At 66.7% G+C, this 18,711-nt stretch carries 16 protein-coding genes; 7 read left to right on the forward strand and 9 right to left on the reverse strand.

Annotated features, from left to right (window positions below; all coding sequences use genetic code 11):
- Nucleotides 1-31: 31 nt before the first annotated feature.
- From V7066_RS16625 to V7066_RS16640, 4 genes are all read right to left on the reverse strand, one after another.
- Nucleotides 32-184 (reverse strand): hypothetical protein, encoded by a 153-nt coding sequence (locus V7066_RS16625; RefSeq protein ID WP_334184101.1) that lies wholly within the window; start codon nucleotides 182-184, stop codon nucleotides 32-34.
- A gap of 137 nt (nucleotides 185-321) precedes the next feature.
- A complete protein-coding gene (locus V7066_RS16630) occupies nucleotides 322-1,605 on the reverse strand; it encodes an MFS transporter (RefSeq protein ID WP_334184155.1) in 1,284 nt (427 codons plus the stop codon).
- A gap of 76 nt (nucleotides 1,606-1,681) precedes the next feature.
- A complete protein-coding gene (locus tag V7066_RS16635) occupies nucleotides 1,682-2,500 on the reverse strand; it encodes a 2-keto-4-pentenoate hydratase (RefSeq protein WP_334184102.1) in 819 nt (272 codons plus the stop codon).
- Nucleotides 2,501-2,592: 92 nt separating this feature from the next.
- Nucleotides 2,593-4,095, reverse strand: a complete 1,503-nt coding sequence (locus V7066_RS16640) for a UxaA family hydrolase (RefSeq protein WP_334184103.1) — start codon at nucleotides 4,093-4,095, stop codon at nucleotides 2,593-2,595.
- A 141-nt stretch (nucleotides 4,096-4,236) separates the two neighbouring features.
- On the opposite strand from V7066_RS16640, the gene V7066_RS16645 reads away from it, so the two are divergent.
- The 5 genes from V7066_RS16645 to V7066_RS16665 all read left to right on the forward strand — a co-directional run bounded on the left by V7066_RS16645 (nucleotide 4,237) and on the right by V7066_RS16665 (nucleotide 9,806).
- Complete coding sequence (locus V7066_RS16645) at nucleotides 4,237-5,265, forward strand: LacI family DNA-binding transcriptional regulator (protein ID WP_334184104.1); 1,029 nt, start codon at nucleotides 4,237-4,239, stop codon at nucleotides 5,263-5,265.
- Nucleotides 5,266-5,445: 180 nt separating this feature from the next.
- Nucleotides 5,446-6,282 (forward strand): 5-dehydro-4-deoxy-D-glucuronate isomerase, encoded by an 837-nt coding sequence (gene kduI, locus V7066_RS16650; protein WP_334184105.1) that lies wholly within the window; start codon nucleotides 5,446-5,448, stop codon nucleotides 6,280-6,282.
- 204 nt (nucleotides 6,283-6,486) lie between these two features.
- Nucleotides 6,487-7,242, forward strand: coding sequence for a 2-dehydro-3-deoxy-D-gluconate 5-dehydrogenase KduD (gene kduD / locus V7066_RS16655; RefSeq protein ID WP_334184106.1), 756 nt, complete (start codon nucleotides 6,487-6,489; stop codon nucleotides 7,240-7,242).
- Between the two features lie 10 nt (nucleotides 7,243-7,252).
- Nucleotides 7,253-8,263 (forward strand): sugar kinase, encoded by a 1,011-nt coding sequence (locus V7066_RS16660; protein ID WP_334184107.1) that lies wholly within the window; start codon nucleotides 7,253-7,255, stop codon nucleotides 8,261-8,263.
- On the forward strand, nucleotides 8,226-9,806 hold the full coding sequence (locus tag V7066_RS16665) for a carboxylesterase/lipase family protein (protein ID WP_334184108.1): 1,581 nt from the start codon (nucleotides 8,226-8,228) through the stop codon (nucleotides 9,804-9,806). The genes V7066_RS16660 and V7066_RS16665 overlap by 38 nt, the downstream gene beginning before the upstream one ends.
- Nucleotides 9,807-9,922: 116 nt before the next feature.
- On the opposite strand, the gene V7066_RS16670 is transcribed toward V7066_RS16665, so the two are convergent.
- Entirely contained in the window at nucleotides 9,923-10,204 is a 282-nt protein-coding gene (locus V7066_RS16670) for a DUF1294 domain-containing protein (RefSeq protein ID WP_334184109.1), read from the reverse strand.
- Nucleotides 10,205-10,368: 164 nt separating this feature from the next.
- On the opposite strand from V7066_RS16670, the gene V7066_RS16675 reads away from it, so the two are divergent.
- The gene (locus V7066_RS16675; protein WP_442947337.1) at nucleotides 10,369-12,552 is read left to right on the forward strand and encodes an RNA degradosome polyphosphate kinase; all 2,184 of its coding nucleotides are present in this window, start codon (nucleotides 10,369-10,371) and stop codon (nucleotides 12,550-12,552) included.
- Nucleotides 12,553-12,600: 48 nt separating this feature from the next.
- The gene (locus V7066_RS16680) at nucleotides 12,601-14,082 is read left to right on the forward strand and encodes a Ppx/GppA family phosphatase (protein WP_334184111.1); all 1,482 of its coding nucleotides are present in this window, start codon (nucleotides 12,601-12,603) and stop codon (nucleotides 14,080-14,082) included.
- Nucleotides 14,083-14,383: 301 nt separating this feature from the next.
- On the opposite strand, the gene virB11 is transcribed toward V7066_RS16680, so the two are convergent.
- The 4 genes from virB11 to V7066_RS16700 are packed head-to-tail and all read right to left on the reverse strand — an operon-like array spanning nucleotide 14,384 to nucleotide 18,705.
- Nucleotides 14,384-15,427: a P-type DNA transfer ATPase VirB11 gene (gene virB11, locus V7066_RS16685; protein WP_334184112.1), complete on the reverse strand. Its 1,044-nt coding sequence runs from the start codon at nucleotides 15,425-15,427 to the stop codon at nucleotides 14,384-14,386.
- A gap of 6 nt (nucleotides 15,428-15,433) precedes the next feature.
- Nucleotides 15,434-16,519 (reverse strand): TrbI/VirB10 family protein, encoded by a 1,086-nt coding sequence (locus V7066_RS16690; protein ID WP_334184113.1) that lies wholly within the window; start codon nucleotides 16,517-16,519, stop codon nucleotides 15,434-15,436.
- A gap of 3 nt (nucleotides 16,520-16,522) precedes the next feature.
- Nucleotides 16,523-17,407 (reverse strand): TrbG/VirB9 family P-type conjugative transfer protein, encoded by an 885-nt coding sequence (locus V7066_RS16695; RefSeq protein WP_334184114.1) that lies wholly within the window; start codon nucleotides 17,405-17,407, stop codon nucleotides 16,523-16,525.
- Nucleotides 17,404-18,705, reverse strand: a complete 1,302-nt coding sequence (locus V7066_RS16700; RefSeq protein WP_334184115.1) for a type IV secretion system protein — start codon at nucleotides 18,703-18,705, stop codon at nucleotides 17,404-17,406. The genes V7066_RS16695 and V7066_RS16700 overlap by 4 nt, the downstream gene beginning before the upstream one ends.
- Between the last annotated feature and the right edge of the window lie 6 nt (nucleotides 18,706-18,711).

Consider the following 18,711-nt stretch of genomic DNA (forward strand, 5'->3'; position numbering starts at 1 on the left):
GGGACTGATGTCGCAACCTATGGGGCCGCAATCAATCGATGAGCCAACGCCGAAGCGATGAATGGGCATCGGCCTCGGCGCCCACCTCACCGGTGGTGAAGCCGGGGCTTATTTCGATCTGCAGATAGAAAAGGAAAAGCAGGGGATCAAAGACCCCCTGCACCCCCAATACCGTCCAGGTCACGCGGACCAAATCCGTCGTGCGCTCATGGCCGCGTCGGGAAACATAATGGCTGCGCCGCAGGGAGCACAAAACGCATAGCGGCGCGCAAGGTCGACATTCCGAGGGTCCGGGGGATCATCCCCCGGAATTTCCCTTCTTCAAACTTTCGCCTTCTCCAGCCTCGGGCTCAGCACATGAACCACGGCCAGCGCCAGCAGATAAGCGCTCGCGCAAATCGCGAAGAGCACTTCGTAGCTATGCGTCGCATCGAGGATGTAGCCGGCGAACAGCGCCATGCCCATGCCGCCGAACGCCCCCACCGTTCCGCCGATCCCGACGACCGAGCCCACCGCGCCGCGCGGGAACACGTCCGAGGGCAGCGTATAGAGATTGGCCGAGAACGCCTGATGCGCCGCCGTGGCGAGGCCGATGACGAGCACCGCCGACCAGACGCTGTCGATGCTCTGCGCGAACCAGATCGGCAGGACACAGAACGCGCAGATCAGCATCGTGATCTTCCGGGCGAAGTTGGGCGTCTTGCCGGCTTTGATGAGCTTTGAGGACAGCCAGCCACCGCCGACGCTGCCGAGGTCCGAGATCAGGTAGATTCCGGCAAGCGGCAGACCGAATGTCTTGAGGTCGAGGTCGTAGCGCTCGAACAGGTAGCCCGGCAGCCAGAACAGGAAGAACCACCAGATCGGATCGATCAGGAACTTGCCGAGTGCGAAGGCCCAGGTTTCCTTGACGGTAAGCAGCCGCATCCAGCCGATCTTCTCGACCGGGTCGGCCGGGTCCTGCTGAATCCAGGCGAGTTCGCCGCGGGTGACGCGGCCATGCTCGGTCGGGTGGCGATACATCGCCCACCACGCGACCAGCCAGAGGATGCCGAAGATCCCGGTGACGAAGAAGGCCATTCGCCAATCGAACCAGAGCACCAGCAGCGGCACGATCAGCGGCGTCAGGATCGCACCCACATTGGCACCGGCGTTGAACAGGCCGATCGCGAAGGCGCGTTCCTTCTGCGGGAACCAGTCGGTCACCGCGCGGATACCGGCGGGGAAGTTACCCGATTCGCCGATGCCCAGACCGAAGCGCGCCACCGCGAAGGACGTGATCCCGCTGGCGAAGCCATGCGCCATGTGGCTGATCGTCCAGATGATGAGCGCGACCGCATAGCCCACCCGCGCGCCCAGCACGTCCACCACTTTGCCGAACGAGAGATAGCCGATGGCATAGGCGAGCTGGAACCAGAACACGATCCCGGCGAAGTCGGATTCGGTCCAGTGGAACTCCGCCTCCAACGTGGGCTTGAGCACGCCGATCATCTGCCGGTCGACGTAGTTGATCGCCGTCGCCGCGAAAAGCAGGCCGACGATCACCCAGCGATAGCGTCCGGCTGTGGGGTGAACAGCCGGCCTTTCAACAGGAGGGCTTTCGGTCATTTCCCCGGCACCTGCGTTCATGTGATCCTGCTCCCTTTTCGGCGGCGCTGTTTTCGGGCCTGCCGATGGATCTCTCCTAGACGGGCTGCGCCGCCACGATCTTGCAGCCTACACTGCCATGTCCGTCGAAACGTGCGAGCACGTTCTGCCCGGGCACCACCGGATGAACCCCGGTGACCGCGCCGGTCGAAACCCAGGTCCCGCCGCTGCAATCGATGCCGCGCGCCGAAAGGTTCGCCAGCAGGAAACGTACTGCGCCCAGCGGGCCGTCCAGCATGGTCGCGGTCGTCGCCGAGGCAATCTCCACGCCTTCGATTTCGAAGCGGACATTGATGGTCTCGAACGCGGCACTTTCCCAGCCTTCCAGCACCGGACCGATCACCATGCCGGCATTATTGCCGAAATCGGAAATCGTCACCGGCGGGCCGTCGGCATTGATGCCCGGATAAGGCGAACTGGCCACTTCAATGCCGACATGCACGGCATCGAGCACCTTGCGGGTTGCCGCATCGTCGGCAGGCACGACACCGTCCCAGCCCGGCGCGACATGGAGAAGGAATTCCGCTTCCGCCGCCGCGAACCCATTGGCGAAGACCGGCATTTCCGGCGCCTCGCCTGCTTGCACGGAAACCACGCTGTCCGCGAAGATCGGGCCGGACAGGCGATCGGCACCGAGGCGCGCGTCTTCGGGCGCATTGATCCTGCCGACTTTCCAACCCGCCACCGTGCGGCCGTCCAGACCGATGGCCAGGTTCTGGATGGTATAGGCTGCGGCAAGGTCGGAAGGCGCTTCGCCGGGGTACGTCGTCAGAGCGCGTTTTTCGCGCCGCGCCGCCACGAATGCCCCCGCAACCGCGTGAGCCTGCTCGTGAAAGGCCTGTTCGTTGGAGCTCATCCCCATCCCTTCATTGTTCTTGTTGCGTGGTTAAAGGAAACCGGTGTCATAAGCAAATCAAAAGCTGTTCCACGGCTTGCGATCTTCTGAATTCAGAGAGTTACGCCGCGCTTCCAGACAGCGATGGCGCGCTGGCCTCCGCGTTCCGATGCCGTCGGCTCGCCGCTGGCGATCGCGCAGATTTTCCGGAGGAACGCAGCATCCGCCACGTCCTGTCCGCCTTCCAGCGCGATCGATGCGTCGAAGTCGATCCAGTGCGGTTTCGCTTCGGAAAGGCGGCGGTTGGAGGCGACCTTCACTGTCGGCACCGGGAAGCCCAGCGGCGTACCGCGCCCGGTGGTGAACAGCACCAGGGTCGCACCCGAAGCGGCCAGCGCCGTGGAGGATACCGCATCGTTGCCCGGTGCTTCGAGCAAGGTGACGCCGGGCACGCTCGCCTGCCCGCCATAGTCGATGACGTCGGCCAGCGGTGCCGTGCCCGCCTTCTGCACCGCCCCGAGGGACTTTTCCTCCAGCGTGGTGATCCCGCCCGCAAGATTGCCCGGCGAGGGATTTTCCGAAACCGGCAGCCCTTGGTCGAGGTAATAGCGCTTGAAACGGTTCACCAGCCCCGCCGCCGCCTCGAAGACATCGCGCGAGGTCGCGCGGTCGAGCAAGGCTTGTTCGGCACCGAAGATCTCCGGGATTTCGGTGAGGATCGCCTTGCCGCCCGCCTCCGCCATCGTCTCGGACAGGCGTCCGAGCAGGGGATTGGCAGTAAGGCCCGAGAATCCGTCCGAACCGCCGCACTTCAGGCCGATGGTGAGCGCTGAAAGCGGCAGTTCGCTGCGCTTGGCCGTCGCCGCTTCGGCCACGAGTTCGTCGACGAGCAGGCCCGCCTCCTCGATCTCGTTGCCCGCCGACTGGCTGGACAAAATCCGCAGCTTGGACCGCGCCCAGACCGGCACCGCCTCGACCAGGGCATCCAACTGGTTCGATTCGCAACCGAGGCCGAGCAGCAGCACACCGGCCGCATTGGGGCTGGCGGCAAGTCCCGCGAGCAGCGCCCGGGTGCCGTCGAGATCGTCGCCAAGCTGGGAGCAGCCATGCGGATGGGCAAAGGCGTGAATGCCGTCGATCTTTCCGGTAGCGATCAGGTCCGCATGACGCGTCTGGGCTTCGCGCGCGACCTGTTCGGCGGTCATGCCGACGCAGCCAACCGTAGGCAGAATCCAGATCTCGTTGCGGGTCGCCGCGCGGCCGTCCGCCCGCAGATAGCCGCGCCAGGTCAGATCGGTGTCCGCCCGGGCAGAATGGCCCTTCCCCTCCCCGAGATGCGGCGAATAGGCCAGTTCGCCCGCAAGCGCCGTCTCGACATTGTGGGTGTGAACATGGCTGCCCGCCGGGATCGCCCGGGTAGCGCGGCCGATCGGCTGGCCGTACTTCACCACCGTATCGCCCTCCGCAATGTCGGCGAGCGCAAACTTGTGGCCCTGCCCCACCTCGTCCAGCAGGGTCATGCCCTCCACCGTTTCTCCGGCGGTGAGCGGACGCAAGGCGACGGCCACGGTGTCGCGGGGGTGGATACGGATCGAAGCGGGGATTTCGAAGGACATCGTCGGACCAGAGCTAGGGCAAAATTGAGGACTTCCAAGATATGGAAACCGGTGTCATCTTGCCTTTCCGCGCGCAGGAAGGCAAGCGGCTCATAACATATCGGGCGAAACCGCATGGCGGGGCCGTCAAAAGGGGCAAGGATGCCGGACGAAACCAAACGCGACACCAAGCCGACCATCAACGATGTCGCGCGCCTTTCCGGCGTGTCCAAGAAAACCGTCAGCCGCGTCATCAACAAGTCCCCGTTGCTGGGGCAGGCCACCCGCGAAAAGGTCGAGGCGGTGATCGCCGAGATCGGCTACGTGCCCAACCCCCAGGCCCGCGCCCTTGCCCTGCGCCGCAATTTCCTGATCGGCCTGATCCACGACAACCCGAACGCGCAGATGGTACTCGGGGTGCAGGAAGGCATTCTGGATGCGATCCGCGACACCGAGTTCGCGCTCGTCGTGCGCCCCGTCGACCGACACTCGCCGACGATGCTCGACGATATCCGCCGCTTCATCGAGCAGCAGCGGCTCTACGGCGTGCTGCTGCTGCCGCCGATCTCCGAGAACGACGGGCTGGCGGCAGTCTGCCGCGAACTCGGCTGTACGCTCGTGCGCATGGGCTCCGCCCGGCTCGACGACGACAATCGCCTCGTCGCCTCGAACGACCGCCATGCCGTGAAGGAAGCCGTCTCCTGGCTGACCAGCCTCGGCCACCGCCGGATCGGCTTCATCGCCGGACCGGAGGGCTTCCGTTCAGCGCACGAACGCGAACTGGGCTTCATCGACGGACTCGCCTCGGCGGGCCTCAAGCCCGATCCCAAGATCAGCGCACGCGGAAACTATCGCTTCGAATCGGGCCTCGCCGCCGGGGAGCGGCTGCTTTCCGCCGATCCGCGCCCTACCGCGATCTTCTCCAGCAACGACGAGATGGCTGCAGGCGTGCTTCACGCCGCACGCGCCAAGGGTATTTCGGTGCCCGAACAACTCTCGATCATCGGCTTTGACGATACGGCCATCGCCGCGCATATCTGGCCGCCGCTGACCACCGTGCGCTGGCCGATCCTGCCGATGGCGACCGCCGCCGCGCACAAGCTGATCGACCCCGCCGGCGCCTCCGAACAGCCCTCGCTGTTTCTTTCCGACCTCGTACGCCGCGCCTCGGTCGCCCCACCCGGCACCTGATTGTCTGGAAATCCGGCCAGCCGGATTTCCCGGCACCGGCCCACACCGAAAATGCCCTTTCGCGCATTTTCTAGACAAAGCCGATTATTGACACCGGTTACCAAGACCGGATAAGACTTGACCTGAAGCGCAATAGCGTCCCACCATACGGAACTGAATTCCACAAGGGAGAGAGCCCCCGTGTTCTGCAAGACCTACCACGCCACCCATCCCGACATGATGGAGTGCGTCTCCAACGAGGAACTGCGCGATCGCTACCTCGTCGGCGGCATGTTCGAGGACGGCAAGGTCAACCTCAACTATTCGCACAATGAACGCTTCGTCATCGGCGGCGCGGTGCCCTCGCAGGGTCCGCTCAAGCTGCCCGCGCAGACCGAACCGAAGAGCGCCGAGGGCCATCCTTTTCTCGAACGCCGCGAAGCGGGCATCATCAACATCGGCGGTCCGGGCGCGATCACGGTGGACGGCCAGCGCTTCGAGATGAAGAACAAGGAATGCCTCTACGTCCCCATGGGCACGGACGAGGTGATCTTCGAAGGCGAGACCGCGCGGTTCTACATCGCCTCGGTTCCCGCCCACAAGACCTGCCCGATCAAGCACATCACGCTGGAACAGGCCAACCCGCTCGCCCGCGGTGACCTCGCCAACTCGAACCAGCGCACGATCTACCAGCTGGTGATCCCCGGCGTCTGCGAGAGCGCGCAGCTCCTGCTCGGCCTCACCGTGCTGGAAGAAGGCTCGGTGTGGAACACCATGCCCCCACACCTCCACGACCGCCGCAGCGAGATCTATCTCTACTTCGACCTCCCCGAAGAGAACGACCGCATCTTCCACTACATGGGCGAGCCGGACCAGATGCGCCACATCGTGATCGCCAACGAGGAGGCTGTCATCAGCCCGCCGTGGTCGATCCACATGGGTTCGGGCACCAAGAAGTACGCGTTCATCTGGGCCATGGGCGGGGAAAACCTCGACTATACCGACCTGAACGTGCTGGATATCTGCCAGCTCCAGTAAACGGATCGGCTTGGCCCCGGTTTGATCCCTCCCCTGCCTTCGTCATTGCGAGGAGCCTAGCGACGAAGCAATCCAGAGCCGCGTAAACCGCCCCTGGATTGCTTCGCTACGCTCGCAATGACGAACCGAGGGGACGGAACGTCGGGGTAAAGGCCACATAGGACCGATCCTGTTTGGTCGGTCAGATTGGGACAGGACTGACTTATGGCGATTTCCTTCAGCCTCGAAGGCAAGGCCGCGCTCGTCACGGGCGCCAATACGGGGATCGGGCAGGCCATTGCGGTGGCGCTGGCCGAAGCGGGCGCAGATGTTGCCCTGGCCGGGCGCAGCGAACCGACCGAAACGATCGCGCTGATCGAACAGGCCGGTCGCAAGTGCGTGAACATCAAGGCCGACCTGTCTTCGATCGAACCCGTGGGCCGGGTGATCGACGAAGCCGTGGCGGGCCTCGGCAAAGTCGATATCCTGGTCAACAATGCCGGGATCATCCGCCGCGACGATCTGCTCCAGTTCTCCGAAGCGGACTGGGACGCGGTAGTCGACACCAACCTCAAGACCCTGTTCTTCCTCAGCCAAGCGGCGGCGAAGGGCATGGTGGAACGCGGATCCGGCAAGATCGTCAATATCGCCTCGCTCCTCACTTTCCAGGGCGGCATCCGCGTGCCCAGCTATGCGGCGGCGAAGTCGGGCGTGGGCGGCGTGACCAAGGCCATGGCCAACGAACTGGCCGGTAAAGGCGTGCAGGTGAACGCCATCGCGCCGGGCTACATCTCCACCAACAACACCGCCGCGCTGCAAGGCGACGAGACGCGTAACCGCCAGATCCTGGAGCGCATCCCGACCGGCCGCTGGGGTGACCCCAAGGATATCGCCGGTGCCGCGGTGTTCCTGGCCTCCCCGGCTGCGGATTATGTTAGCGGTCACATTCTTGCCGTCGACGGCGGCTGGCTGGCTCGCTAAGACAGGCGCCATGACCGGACATGTAACCTGCTTCGGCGAAGTCCTCCTGCGCTTCGCCACCCCCGCGCACCGCCTGATGGTGCAGTGTAACACGCTCGACATGGTGGTGGGCGGTGCCGAGGCGAATGTCGCCTCCGGCCTCGCCTCGCTCGGCCATGCCGTGCGCATGGTCACCCGCCTGCCCGCCAGCCCGCTGGGCGACAAGGCCCGCGCCGCACTGGCGGCGGCAGGCGTGGACACGCGCTATGTCACTGGCGGAGCAGGCCGCATGGGCCTCTATTTCCTCGAAAGCGGCGCCGGCCTGCGCCCTTCGGCGATCACGTACGACCGCGCCGGCAGCACCTTTGCCGGGAGCGCGCCGCAGGACTTCGACTTTGCCACTGCGCTGGACGGCGCGCGACTGCTGCACCTTTCCGGCATCACCCCGGCGCTAGGCCCCGGCGGCGTGGCGCTCGCCAAGGCAGCGGTGCGCGCGGCGCAGGAAGCCGGCGTGCCGATCTGCTTCGACGGCAACTACCGTGCGCTGCTCTGGGAAAGCTGGGACAGCAATCCGCGCGAGGTGCTGACCGAACTGGTCTCCGCCGCCACGGTGATGATCGGCAACCACCGCGATATCTCGCTGCTGCTGGGCAAGACGTTCTCCGGCGATGGCGAGGACCGTCGCCGCGAGGCTGCCGAGGCCGCCTTCGACGCCTTCCCCGGCCTCCAGATCATCGCCTCCACGGCGCGCCATGTCGTCAACGCCGCACACCATCGCATCGCCGCGCGGATCGACGCGCGCGAGGGCGGATACCAGACTGACGAAGTGGAAGTGACGCAGATCGTCGACCGCATCGGCACCGGAGACGCCTTCGCGGCAGGTGTGCTGCACGGCTGGCTGAACGGCGTGAACATTGAGGAAATGGCACAGGCCGGGCTGGCCTACACGGTGCTGAAGCACTCCCTGCCCGGAGACATGTGCCTGATCGGACCGGGAGAACTCGATGCCTTTTCCGCTTCAGGAGGCGACGTCAGGCGCTGAAACCACGCGGCGCGCCGTGCTGGCGGGCGGGGCTGTCGCACTCGCCGCCAGCGTAGCCCCCGCCTTTGCCCGATCTCCCGTTCGGCCTCTGGTCGGCCGCTATGTCGGGGTGCAGCAGCAGGGCGTGCTTGCCTTCCGGGGCATCCGCTATGGCCGCGCGGCACGCTTCGCCCGTGCCGTGGCCGAACCCTGGGACGGCCCGCGCACCGATGCGCAAGTCTTCGGCCCGATCTGCCCCCAGCGCGGCATGGACGATCAGCCGCAGTCCGAGGACTGCCTGTTCCTCAACGTCTGGACGCCTGAGGCAAACCCCGCTGCCAAGCGCGCGGTCATGGTCTATTTCCACGGCGGCGCCTACACCACCGGCTCGGTCACCGATCCCCTCACGCAGGGTGCGAAGCTGGCGGCCGAGGGTGATGTGGTGGTCGTTACCGTCAACCACCGGCTCAACGCGCTAGGATATGCCTGGCTCAAACCCTTCGGCCCCCAATACGCGGACAGCGGCAATCTCGGCCAGCTCGACCTGATCCTCGCGCTGCAATGGGTGCGCGCGCATATCGCGGCCTTCGGCGGCGATCCGGCAAGGGTCATGGTGTTCGGCCAGTCAGGCGGCGGCGCCAAGATCGCCACGCTCATGGCCATGCCGGTGGCCAAGGGCCTGTTCCACTCCGCCGCGACGATGAGCGGACAGCAGGTGCAAGCCAGCGGCCCGATGCACGCCTGGGCGCGCACGCAGGCGCTGATGGCGGCGCTGAAGCTGGCGCCCGGCGATGTCGAGGGACTGCGCTCCATTCCCGTCGAGCGCCTCACCGCCGCGCTCGACACCACCGATCCGGTGATGGGCAGCGGCCCGGTCTACTTCGGCCCGGTGCTGGACATGACCAACCTGCCGCGTCACCCGTTCTGGCCCAACGCCGCTCCGCAATCGCTATCGGTGCCCATGATCCTCGGCAACACGCATGAGGAGACCCGCGCTTTCCTCGATCCGCGCGGGGCCAAACTGAAAGGCCTCGACTGGAGCAACCTGGCCGAGCGCATGGGCCGCGAGGTGAAGATCGACCTCGACCCGCAATGGGTCATCGACCAATACCGCGCCCGCGAACCGGGCTGGAGCGTCGAGCAGGTGTTCTACGCCGCAACCACGGCAGGACGGTCATGGCCGGGACAGGTCATCGAGGCCGACGAACGCGCGAGAGCGGGCGCGGCCGCGACGTGGGTCTATCAGCTGGAACGCCCCTCCCCCATCGATCCCTTGCGCGGCGCGGCGCATACCGACGACATTCCCTACGTCTTCGGCACGCTCGACGCACCGGGGAGCTTTTCCGGAGCGGACGCCAAGGCACAGGCTCTGAGCAAGACGATGATGGGCGCATTCACCGGCCTCGCCAAGGTCGGACAACCGGGACTGGCGGACTGGGCGAGCTACGCGCTCCCCTCCCGCGCGACGATGGTGTTCGGAGACAGGGTTCGCCTGGAAAACGACCCGCGCGGCTGGCAGCGCGAACTCTGGGCCACCGCACCCTACGTGCAACCGGGCACCTGATTCCTCCCCGGCACGGGGAGGGGGACCGCCCGCGCAGCGGGGGGTGGAGGGGCACAGGCGCGTTGCCTGACATCGAGAACGGGCACCCCGCATCCCCCTCCCCCATCAGGGACGAATCAGCCCAGCACTGCCCACGCGAGTCCGGCCAGCCCGATCGCCTGCACCGCCACGATCGCACGCAGGCGATTGACGAAAGGCTGCTTGCGCGTCTTGTGGCGCAGAACGTGGCGCGCCAGCAGCGCACCGGGCGAACCGCCGATCGCCGCGAACGTCAGCAATCGCCGCTCGGGCACGCGCCTGCCGCCCGCGATGGCCCGCCCCTTGTCGAAAGCAAAGGCGAAGAAGGCGGTAAGGTTCACCAGGCCGAGATAGCCAGCAAGCAGCGCGTTCGTGGTCATGCCGGCGCCTTTCCAGTCCGGCCCAGCGGCGTCCAGCCGAAAGAGCGGCGTCCAACCGAAAGAGCGGCAGGGCAATTCGCAAGACTGGCCGGATTGCCCGCAAACTGTCATCGTGGCATGCAAGGGGCAATCGCTGTAACGGAGCAGATGTGAAGAGCCAGGATATGCTCGAAATTCGGGAAACCATCGAAGAACAGGAAAGCGGCGCCGCCGAAGATCTTTCCACCCAGCCCGCGCGGTTCTTCAACCGCGAGAAAAGCTGGCTGGCGTTCAACGAGCGCGTTCTCGCCGAAGCCACGAATCCGAACTATCCCCTGCTCGAACGGCTGCGCTTCCTGTCGATCTCCGGCAGCAATATCGACGAATTCCTGATGGTGCGCGTGGCCGGCCTCGCGGGACAGGTCCGCCGCCAGATCGAGGAGATCTCGACCGACGGCCTCACGCCCTCGCAGGCCCTGGCCTCCACGCACGAAAAGGTGCTCGAACTCGAACAGATCCAGCAGGACACCTGGGCCGGGCTCAAGGTGCAACTGGCCGAGGCCGGCATCCGCGTGATCGGCGACGAGCGCCTCGACCCGGAGCGTGAGGCGTGGCTGCGCAGCTATTTCCTCGGACAGGTCATGCCGGTCATCACGCCGCAGGCGATCGACCCGGCGCACCCTTTCCCCTTCGTCGCCAACCAGGGCATCGGCGTCCTCTTCGCCCTGACCCGTCTGGCCGACGATGCACCGGTCATGGAAATGGTCCTGATCCCCGCTCCCCTGCCGCGCTTCGTGCGCATTCCGGGCGAGGAAGCGGCGTGGATCTCGATCGAGGACCTGATCTGCCGCAACGCCGGCGAGCTGTTCCCCGGCTTCGGGGTAAACGGCCACGGCGTGTTCCGCATCCTGCGCGACAGCGACATCGAGATCGAGGAAGATGCCGAGGATCTGGTGCGCTACTATCGCACCGCGATCCAGCGCCGCCGCCGCGGCATCGTCATCGTACTCCAGCTTCAGGGCGCCTTCGATCCTTCCGCCGAGGGGCTGCTGCGCAACCAGCTCGGCCTGGACAAGGCCCTCATCATGAAGACGGAAGGGCTGATCGGCTTCTCCGGCCTTTCCGCGATCTGCGACGAGGACCGTCCGGAACTGAAGTTCGAACCCTATACCCCGCGCTATCCCGAACGCATTCTCGAACATGACGGCGATATCTTCGCCGCCATTCGCGAGAAGGACATCGTCGTCCAGCACCCCTACGAAAGCTTCGAGGTGGTGATCGACTTCCTGCGCCAGGCCGCGCGCGATCCGGACGTCGTCGCGATCAAGCAGACGCTCTACCGCGCCGGCAAGCAGTCGGCGATCATCTCGGCGCTGATCTATGCCGCCGAGCAGGGCAAGTCGGTGACCGCCGTGGTCGAGTTGAAGGCTCGCTTCGACGAGGAGCAGAACCTGCTCTGGGCCAGCCAGCTCGAACGCGCGGGCGTTCAGGTGATCTACGGCTTCGTGGACTGGAAAACCCACGCCAAGACCTCGATGATCGTGCGCCGCGAAGGCGATATGAGCAATGGCGGCGGCTATCGCACCTATTGCCACTTCGGCACCGGCAACTACCACCCGATCACCGCGCGCATCTATACCGACTTGTCCTATTTCACCGCCGATCCGGCGATCGGACGCGACGTCGGGCGCCTGTTCAACTTCATCACCGGCTACGTCGAACCCAAAGTCACCGAGTGCCTGTCGATCTCGCCGATCTCGCTGCGCTCCACGCTCTACGACTGCATCGACGCCGAGATCGAGAATGCCCGCAACGGCAAACCGGCGGCGATCTGGGCCAAGCTCAACTCGCTGACCGACCCCGACCTGATCGACCGTCTCTACGCCGCCAGCAAGGCCGGCGTGGACATCGACCTGGTGGTGCGCGGCATCTGCTGCCTGCGTCCGGGAATCGAAGGCCTTTCCGAGAATATCGCGGTGAAGTCGGTGATCGGCCGCTTCCTCGAGCACTGCCGCATCTGGGCTTTCGCCAACGGCGCAGAAATGCCCAACCGCCGCGCCCGCGTGTTCATCACCTCGGCCGACGGCATGAGCCGCAATCTCGACCGCCGCGTCGAGGTCATGGTGCCGATCACCAACAAGACCGTGCACGACCAGGTTCTGGACCAGGTCATGCTGGCCAATCTGCTGGACACCGAACAGTCCTGGATTCTTCATCCGGACGGCACTTCCGAGCGCGTGGGAGAAAGCGACAACCCGTTCAATCTCCACCGCTATTTCATGACCAACCCGTCGCTTTCAGGGCGCGGCGCATCGCTTGCCAGTGGACGAAAGGTGCCAAAGCTCTCGCTAAGACGCGGCAACATCTGACATAGGGAGCGCAGGCTGCCCGCTCCCGGGCGATTCGTCTGACACGGAATGATCGGCATTAGCCAAAGCTGCGAAAAGCGCGCAATCATCGACATCGGTTCGAATACCGTGCGCATGGTCGTCTACAACGGACCGCAACGCGCTCCGGTCGTCATCCTGAACGAGAAGGTCAATGCCCGGCTCGGCCGCGATCTGGGCAAGACCGGCGCGATCAACGACAAGTCGATGAAGACCGCGCTGGTGGCGCTCTCCCGCTTCGCGGGACTGCTGCGCCTGCTCGACGTCAAGGACGTGGAATGCGTGGCCACCGCCGCCGCGCGCGATGCCTCCAACGGCAAGGTCTTCCTCGATGCCGTGCGCGAGTTCGGACTCTCCCCTCGCCTGCTTTCGGGCGAGGAAGAAGCCCGCGCCAGTGCGACCGGAGTCATCGCCGCCTTCCCCGGCGCGCACGGCGTAGCAGCGGACCTTGGCGGCGGCAGCCTCGAACTCGTCGAGATCGCGGACGGGCGCAGCACCGGCGGCATCACCCTGCCGCTCGGCACCCTGCGCCTGCCGGACCTGCGTGCAGCGGGTGAGGCCAGGTTCTCAGAAACCGTGCAGAAGGGCCTCGAAAAGGCAGGCTGGAATCGGGGCCGCGGACAACCGCTCTACATCGTCGGCGGCTCCTGGCGTGCCCTTGCGCTCCAGGCCATGCGCGCGCTCGCCTTCCCGGTGGACGACCCCCACGGCTTCGAACTGCCCGCCTCCGAAGCCCTGCGCCTCGCGCGGATCTTCGCCAAGGGCAAGCTCAACGACGTCGATCCGCGCATCTCCGCAAGCCGCCTCGCCACCCTGCCCGACGCCGCCGCGCTGATGGTGGAAGTGATCGCCCAGCTCAAGCCTTCCAAGCTGGTGTTCTCTTCCTGGGGCCTGCGCGAAGGCCTGCTCCACGCGCAGCTTCCCGCCGAGATCCAGGCGCAGGACCCGATGCTGGCTAGCGTCGCCGGCTTCTCGGCCTCGGCCCGCGTCACCGCCGAAGACGCCATGGCCCTCGCTCGCTGGACCGCCCCGGTCTGCCGCGAGGAACCGCAGGACCGCCAGCTTCGCCAGGCCTCCGGCCTGCTTGCCCTCGCCGCGATGCGCACCGAGCCGAACCTGCGTACCGAGGAAGCCATGACCTGGGCGCTGCGCAAGCGCTGGATCGGGCTCGACATGCACGGGCGCGGGATGATGGCGATGACCGTCTTCGCCAACTCCGGCCAGACCGAAGTGCCGGAACAATTCACCCGCCTCGCCTCGCAGGAAGACCTCGACCGCGCAATCGGCTGGGGCCTCGCGGTGCGCCTCTGCCGCCGCCTGACCGGATGCTCCGCGCAGGGCCTCGCCAGCAGCTCGGTTCGCAGCGAGGACGGCAAGCTGATCCTCACACTCGATCCCTCCATGCGCCCGCTCTACAGTCCGGGCGTGGCCAAGGACCACAAGGCCTTGGCCGACTGGCTGGGGCTGGAATGCGAGGTTCGCGATCCCAGCGGACTCGCTTTGGTGGATTGAAGGATTAAGGTGGAAGCAGGGGGCCATCGCCCCCTGCACCCCCGGTACTGGCTGCCTTCTGTCTCGCCTATCGGTGGTTGGCGCATTGCTTGGGAGCGGTTTCGTCTTCCGGCGAAAGGGCGCGTCGGAACATCGCCGAGCGCCTGCCCCCACAAACGGTGAAGCCCAACACAAGAGCCAGTCTAAGCGCCTCATTCGCGCCGGAAGACCTGAAAACCCGTCGAGGAGCGCACTACCGATAGGCGAGGCCCAACGCCGACAGTAACGGGGTGCAGGGGCGATGGCCCCTGCTCTTCCCTTCTTACCCTACGAGACTCGCGCTTTCGGCAATCGCCGAAATCCCGCGCTTGCCCCCCTGCCGGTCAAGCTGCACGACGATATCGATCACCGAGGCCGCATATTCCAGCGTCTCCGCCCGCGTGAGACCGATACCCGTCTGCATCGACATCAGCGCGATCTGCTCCAGCGCACCGCGCGGGGTGTTCGCGTGGACGGTCGAGAACGAGCCGGGGTGCCCGGTATTGATGGCGCGCAGGAACGAGACGGTTTCGCTGCCGCGCAGTTCGCCCAGCACGATGCGGTCCGGGCGCAGGCGCAGGGCCGCCTGAAGCAGGTCGTTGGCGGAGACCTTGGCCTCGCCGAGTTCGCCTTTCACCGCGATCAGGCCGACGCCGTTGGCGCCCGGAAGGCGCAGTTCGGCGGTATCCTCGACCAAGACGACGCGCTCGTGCTGCGGAATTTCGGAGAGCATGGCGTTGAGGAAGGTGGTCTTGCCGGTCGAGGTGCCGCCGGAGATCAGGATCGTGCGGCGGCGGCGGATGGCGTCTCGCAGGAAGGCGATGGGCTGGGCCATCGGATCGGGCGTCGGTTCCTCCACCGGCGCGGCGATCGGGCCGCGGTCGTAGGCGTCGAGCGGCAGTTCGAGCAGGCGGTGGCGGCGGATCGCCATGGCCCAGTTGGCGCGCGTGGCGGGCGGGCCCACAAGCTGGATGCGCGCACCGCTCTGGTTGCCGTAGCCGGGGAGCGTGGCAGAGAGCAGCGGGTGCTCGCGGTTGATGCCCTGGTGGCTGATCCGCGCGACCTGTTCGGCCAGGCGCTGGAGCAGGCGGTTGTCCATTTCCGGCAAGGCGATGTGCTGCATGCCGGGATGCGCGGCGTCTTCCACCCAGATCTCGCCGGGACGGTTGACGAGGATTTCGGTGACGCTCTCGCGGTCCAGCCACGGCCGCAGCGGCGCGAGGTAGGCGTCGAGATAGACCGAGCGCGCCTGCACGGCTGGATTGGCTGCGGGCGGCTGCGCCTCAGGCACCGGGGCGGTTCCTTGCAGGGTCAGGATGTCTGCCATCTTGCGTCACTGGACCTGGCTGAAATCGAGGTCCTTGGCGGTGAAGACGCGGATCGGCTCACCCTGGCGGACGCGGATCGTCGGGCCGACGCTGCCGCTCTGCTGAACCGCCGCCGCCGCCGCCGACTGACCGCCGCCGATCACGACGCTGGAGCCGCTGGTGGCCAGGGTCGAAAGCCCGCCGACGACCGAAAGCAGCATGGCCGAACCGAAGCGCTCGAAGAAGTGGCTGTTGACCTTGCCCGGAAGGCCGGTCTCGCCGCCGAAGGCGATGGCGGGCGAGCCGAGGTTCACGGACACGCCGTCCGGACGGATCAGGCGGCTCCAGATCACATAGGCCCGCTTCTGTCCGGCGGTGAGGCCGCTCTTGTACTGGCCGATCAGGCGCGAGGAGCGCGGGATCAGCGTGCGCTTGCCGTCGAAGCTGCGCACGTCGGCCGATACGATGGCGCGGACGTAGCCGGGCACGTCGGTATCGATCGCGGTTTCCAGCACGGCGGGGATCAGCGTGCCCTGCGTCACCGTGGTGGCGGGATCGAAAGTGCGCGCGGCAGCGGCGGTGCTGCCGGTGCCGCCGATGCGCGCGGCGAAATCGTCGTTTGCGTTGCCGCCCTTGGCTTCTCCGGCCGGGCCGACGGCGGGGATCGTCACGGCATTACCGCCCGCATCGAAGACCACGGTGGGGTTGGCAAAGGGATTGGCCTCGGGCGCCGGGGCGGTGCCGGGCGCGGCGGCGAGGACAGGAGCAGGCGCGGGAGCGGGCAGCGCGGCGGGCGTCGCTTCGGGCTGGGGTGCGGCAGCGACCGGTGCAGGCGCGGCCGGGGCGGGGGCAACCGGCGCCGGGGCGGCAGGCTGCGGCTGGGCCGCCGGTCCATTGCGCACCGAATCCATCGACCACAGCGTCAGTCCGCCCAGCGCCGCGACGATGAGCACACCGGCAGCAAGGCCGAGGCCATCGGCCTTCTTGCGCTGGCTGACCTGCGGCATGACGTTGCGGGTGGCCAGGTCGATGACCTGCGCACCCTCTCCGTCACGCGGATCGCCGGCGGCGGCACTGTCGAACTTCTCGCGCAGAGTGGAATTGGGCGCCATGGATCAGTTCCCCTGAGAGTTCGTCGCGCCGACCGAGGCAGGCGCTGCGGTGGCGACGGCCGTGATACCGGCGTTCGGCGTGCCGCTTGCCGCAGGCGCCGGGCTGACGGCCGGGCGCGACGCCACGGGGCGTGCATTGACCAGTTCGGCGCTGGCCTTGCCCGAGCGCAGGATGATGTTGTCCGGCACTTCGTCGATCACGATCATGGCCCCGCGCACGGCGTAGTTCACCGGGCCTTCGTCGCCCTTCTCGTTGGTCACGAGGATCGCCGGGACCGAGGATTTCTCGGGCCAGAGCAGATAGGTCGAATTGCCGTCGTCATAGACCCGCGTGGGCAGCAGTTTCGGCGCGCCGACGCGCTTCCATTCGAAATTGAGCGCGGCCGGATCGGTCGGCAGCGCGGCCGGATCACCGGCGGCCAGCGCCTGTTCGTCCGGATCGAGCCCTGCGGTCCGGGGCATGCCGGGAACGCCGGGCGCGGTTTCCGCTGGTTCGTCCTTGTACGTGAAGCGCAGCATGTAGAGCGGGCGCGCCTTGGGCGAAGCGACCAGATCGAAGAAATAGGTGTGCCGGTTGGTCACGACCGTCATGTTGGTGCGTGCGCTGGCTTCCAGCGGCTTCACGAACAGCAGGTCCGCGCGTTTGTTCGGCGTGATCTGCCAGGTCTGCGAATTGCCGACCGCGACGTTCTCGATCGCTTCGTTCTTGCCGAAGGCGATGGTGGCCTGAACGCCGGTGCGACCATCGATCCGCACGACTTCGTTATCGGCATAGGCATGCTGGACCAGGCGCTCATCCGCCTGGGCGGGCAGTGCCGCAAGGCAGAGGGCCAGAGTGGCCGTCGCGGCCAGGACGCGGGCCTTGGCCTGAACCTGGTGGCGAATCATTTGAACGTCTCCTTGGCCGCAGCGCGGCCCGTATTGCCTGATGCCGTATGGCTTGAAGTTGCGTCGTTGGAGGCACGGAAACGGCTGCCGATACCGCGCGCCCGCGAAGTCTGGCTCGCGCCGAGCGGCTCGATCCCGCCGCCCGATACCTGGGTGATGACGGTTCGCCGGTCGCCCGCCTGAGCAGCCCCCTGTTCCGGCGCGGGCGCGGAAGCCATGGCGGCGGCACTGGCAGCCGATACCGCAGGCGTCCGCGAGGCCGTGGCGGCGGGTACGAAAGGCGCGACCTGCCCGCTCGCGGCCAGGACCTGAGACGGCGGTACCGCATTGTTGCGCTCGCCCCGCGGCGTTTCGCTCCGCGCCAGGCCGAACACCTGCCAGCCGGACACCAGCGTTCCGGCGACCTTGAGCACCATGCCCATCAGCGCGAGATGCACCGCGGCGACGACGAACAGCGCCATGGCAGCGCGGCCGTCGATTTCACCGAGCTGCGCACCCTGCACCAGCGCCGAGACGATCGGCACCAGCAGTTCGAGCGTGATGCCGCCGCCGAGCACGACGAAGAGCGGGGTCGTCGCAGTCAGGACAACACCGCGCAGCCACCCGGCGGTAAGCCCGCGCGTGCCGCCGAACAGCGCCATGACCACGAAGATCGGGCCGAGCGCGAGCAGGATGGCAAGCGCAATGCGTGCCGTCAGCAGCACGCCTACAGTGCCGAGCAGCAGCATGAGCGCGCCCATCCACATGACGCTGTCGGGCGAGAACAGGCCCGCCGCACCGCCCCCTGCCGCCGCGGCCTTGGCCGGTGCAGCACCCTGGGCAGCGCCCTCAGCCGCACCCTGCGCCGCTTCCCCGCCCGCCTTTCCGGCATTCTGGGAAGCCTCGGCAATGGCGTTGAAGACGATATCGATGCGGTCGCCGAAGATCTGCGTGGCCGAACCCTTGGCGCCCATCAGCTGCGAGGCGATCCAGTCCGGCCCGCCCACGGCGAGGTTCCAGACCACACCCTGGTAGGCGATCCAGCTCGTCGCAAACGTCAGAACGAGGCCGAGCGTCAGCATGCGCGGAGTCAGCGCCGAGATACCGAGGCTGGAGCGCCCGGTCAGCAGCGAGATCGCGAAAAACGCGATGTAGAGCGTGAGCAGGATGGTCAGCACCGGGGCCATCGCCCCTTCGGCACCGAACAGACGGCCGAATGCGGCGGAAGCCATCTCGTTGGCCACGCAGTCGACCGCGCGCAGCGCCGGGGCGACCCCGGCGCTGGCGACTTCGGTAAGCTGTTCGCAGGCGATGCTCATGGCCGC

This window comes from Novosphingobium sp., from assembly GCF_036820275.1.
GTDB lineage: Bacteria > Pseudomonadota > Alphaproteobacteria > Sphingomonadales > Sphingomonadaceae > Novosphingobium.

Bases quoted from the DNA above. Each gene is read 5' to 3' on its own strand.
- V7066_RS16630 (WP_334184155.1), bottom strand. From the start codon at position 1,605: ATGACCGAAAGCCCTCCTGTTGAAAGGCCGGCTGTTCACCCCACAGCC.
- V7066_RS16635 (WP_334184102.1), bottom strand. From the start codon at position 2,500: ATGAGCTCCAACGAACAGGCCTTTCACGAGCAGGCTCACGCGGTTGCG.
- V7066_RS16640 (WP_334184103.1), bottom strand. From the start codon at position 4,095: ATGTCCTTCGAAATCCCCGCTTCGATCCGTATCCACCCCCGCGACACC.
- V7066_RS16645 (WP_334184104.1), top strand. From the start codon at position 4,237: ATGCCGGACGAAACCAAACGCGACACCAAGCCGACCATCAACGATGTC.
- kduD (WP_334184106.1), top strand. From the start codon at position 6,487: ATGGCGATTTCCTTCAGCCTCGAAGGCAAGGCCGCGCTCGTCACGGGC.
- V7066_RS16660 (WP_334184107.1), top strand. From the start codon at position 7,253: ATGACCGGACATGTAACCTGCTTCGGCGAAGTCCTCCTGCGCTTCGCC.
- V7066_RS16665 (WP_334184108.1), top strand. From the start codon at position 8,226: ATGCCTTTTCCGCTTCAGGAGGCGACGTCAGGCGCTGAAACCACGCGG.
- V7066_RS16670 (WP_334184109.1), bottom strand. From the start codon at position 10,204: ATGACCACGAACGCGCTGCTTGCTGGCTATCTCGGCCTGGTGAACCTT.
- V7066_RS16675 (WP_442947337.1), top strand. From the start codon at position 10,369: ATGCTCGAAATTCGGGAAACCATCGAAGAACAGGAAAGCGGCGCCGCC.
- V7066_RS16680 (WP_334184111.1), top strand. From the start codon at position 12,601: ATGATCGGCATTAGCCAAAGCTGCGAAAAGCGCGCAATCATCGACATC.
- virB11 (WP_334184112.1), bottom strand. From the start codon at position 15,427: ATGGCAGACATCCTGACCCTGCAAGGAACCGCCCCGGTGCCTGAGGCG.
- V7066_RS16690 (WP_334184113.1), bottom strand. From the start codon at position 16,519: ATGGCGCCCAATTCCACTCTGCGCGAGAAGTTCGACAGTGCCGCCGCC.
- V7066_RS16695 (WP_334184114.1), bottom strand. From the start codon at position 17,407: ATGATTCGCCACCAGGTTCAGGCCAAGGCCCGCGTCCTGGCCGCGACG.
- V7066_RS16700 (WP_334184115.1), bottom strand. From the start codon at position 18,705: ATGAGCATCGCCTGCGAACAGCTTACCGAAGTCGCCAGCGCCGGGGTC.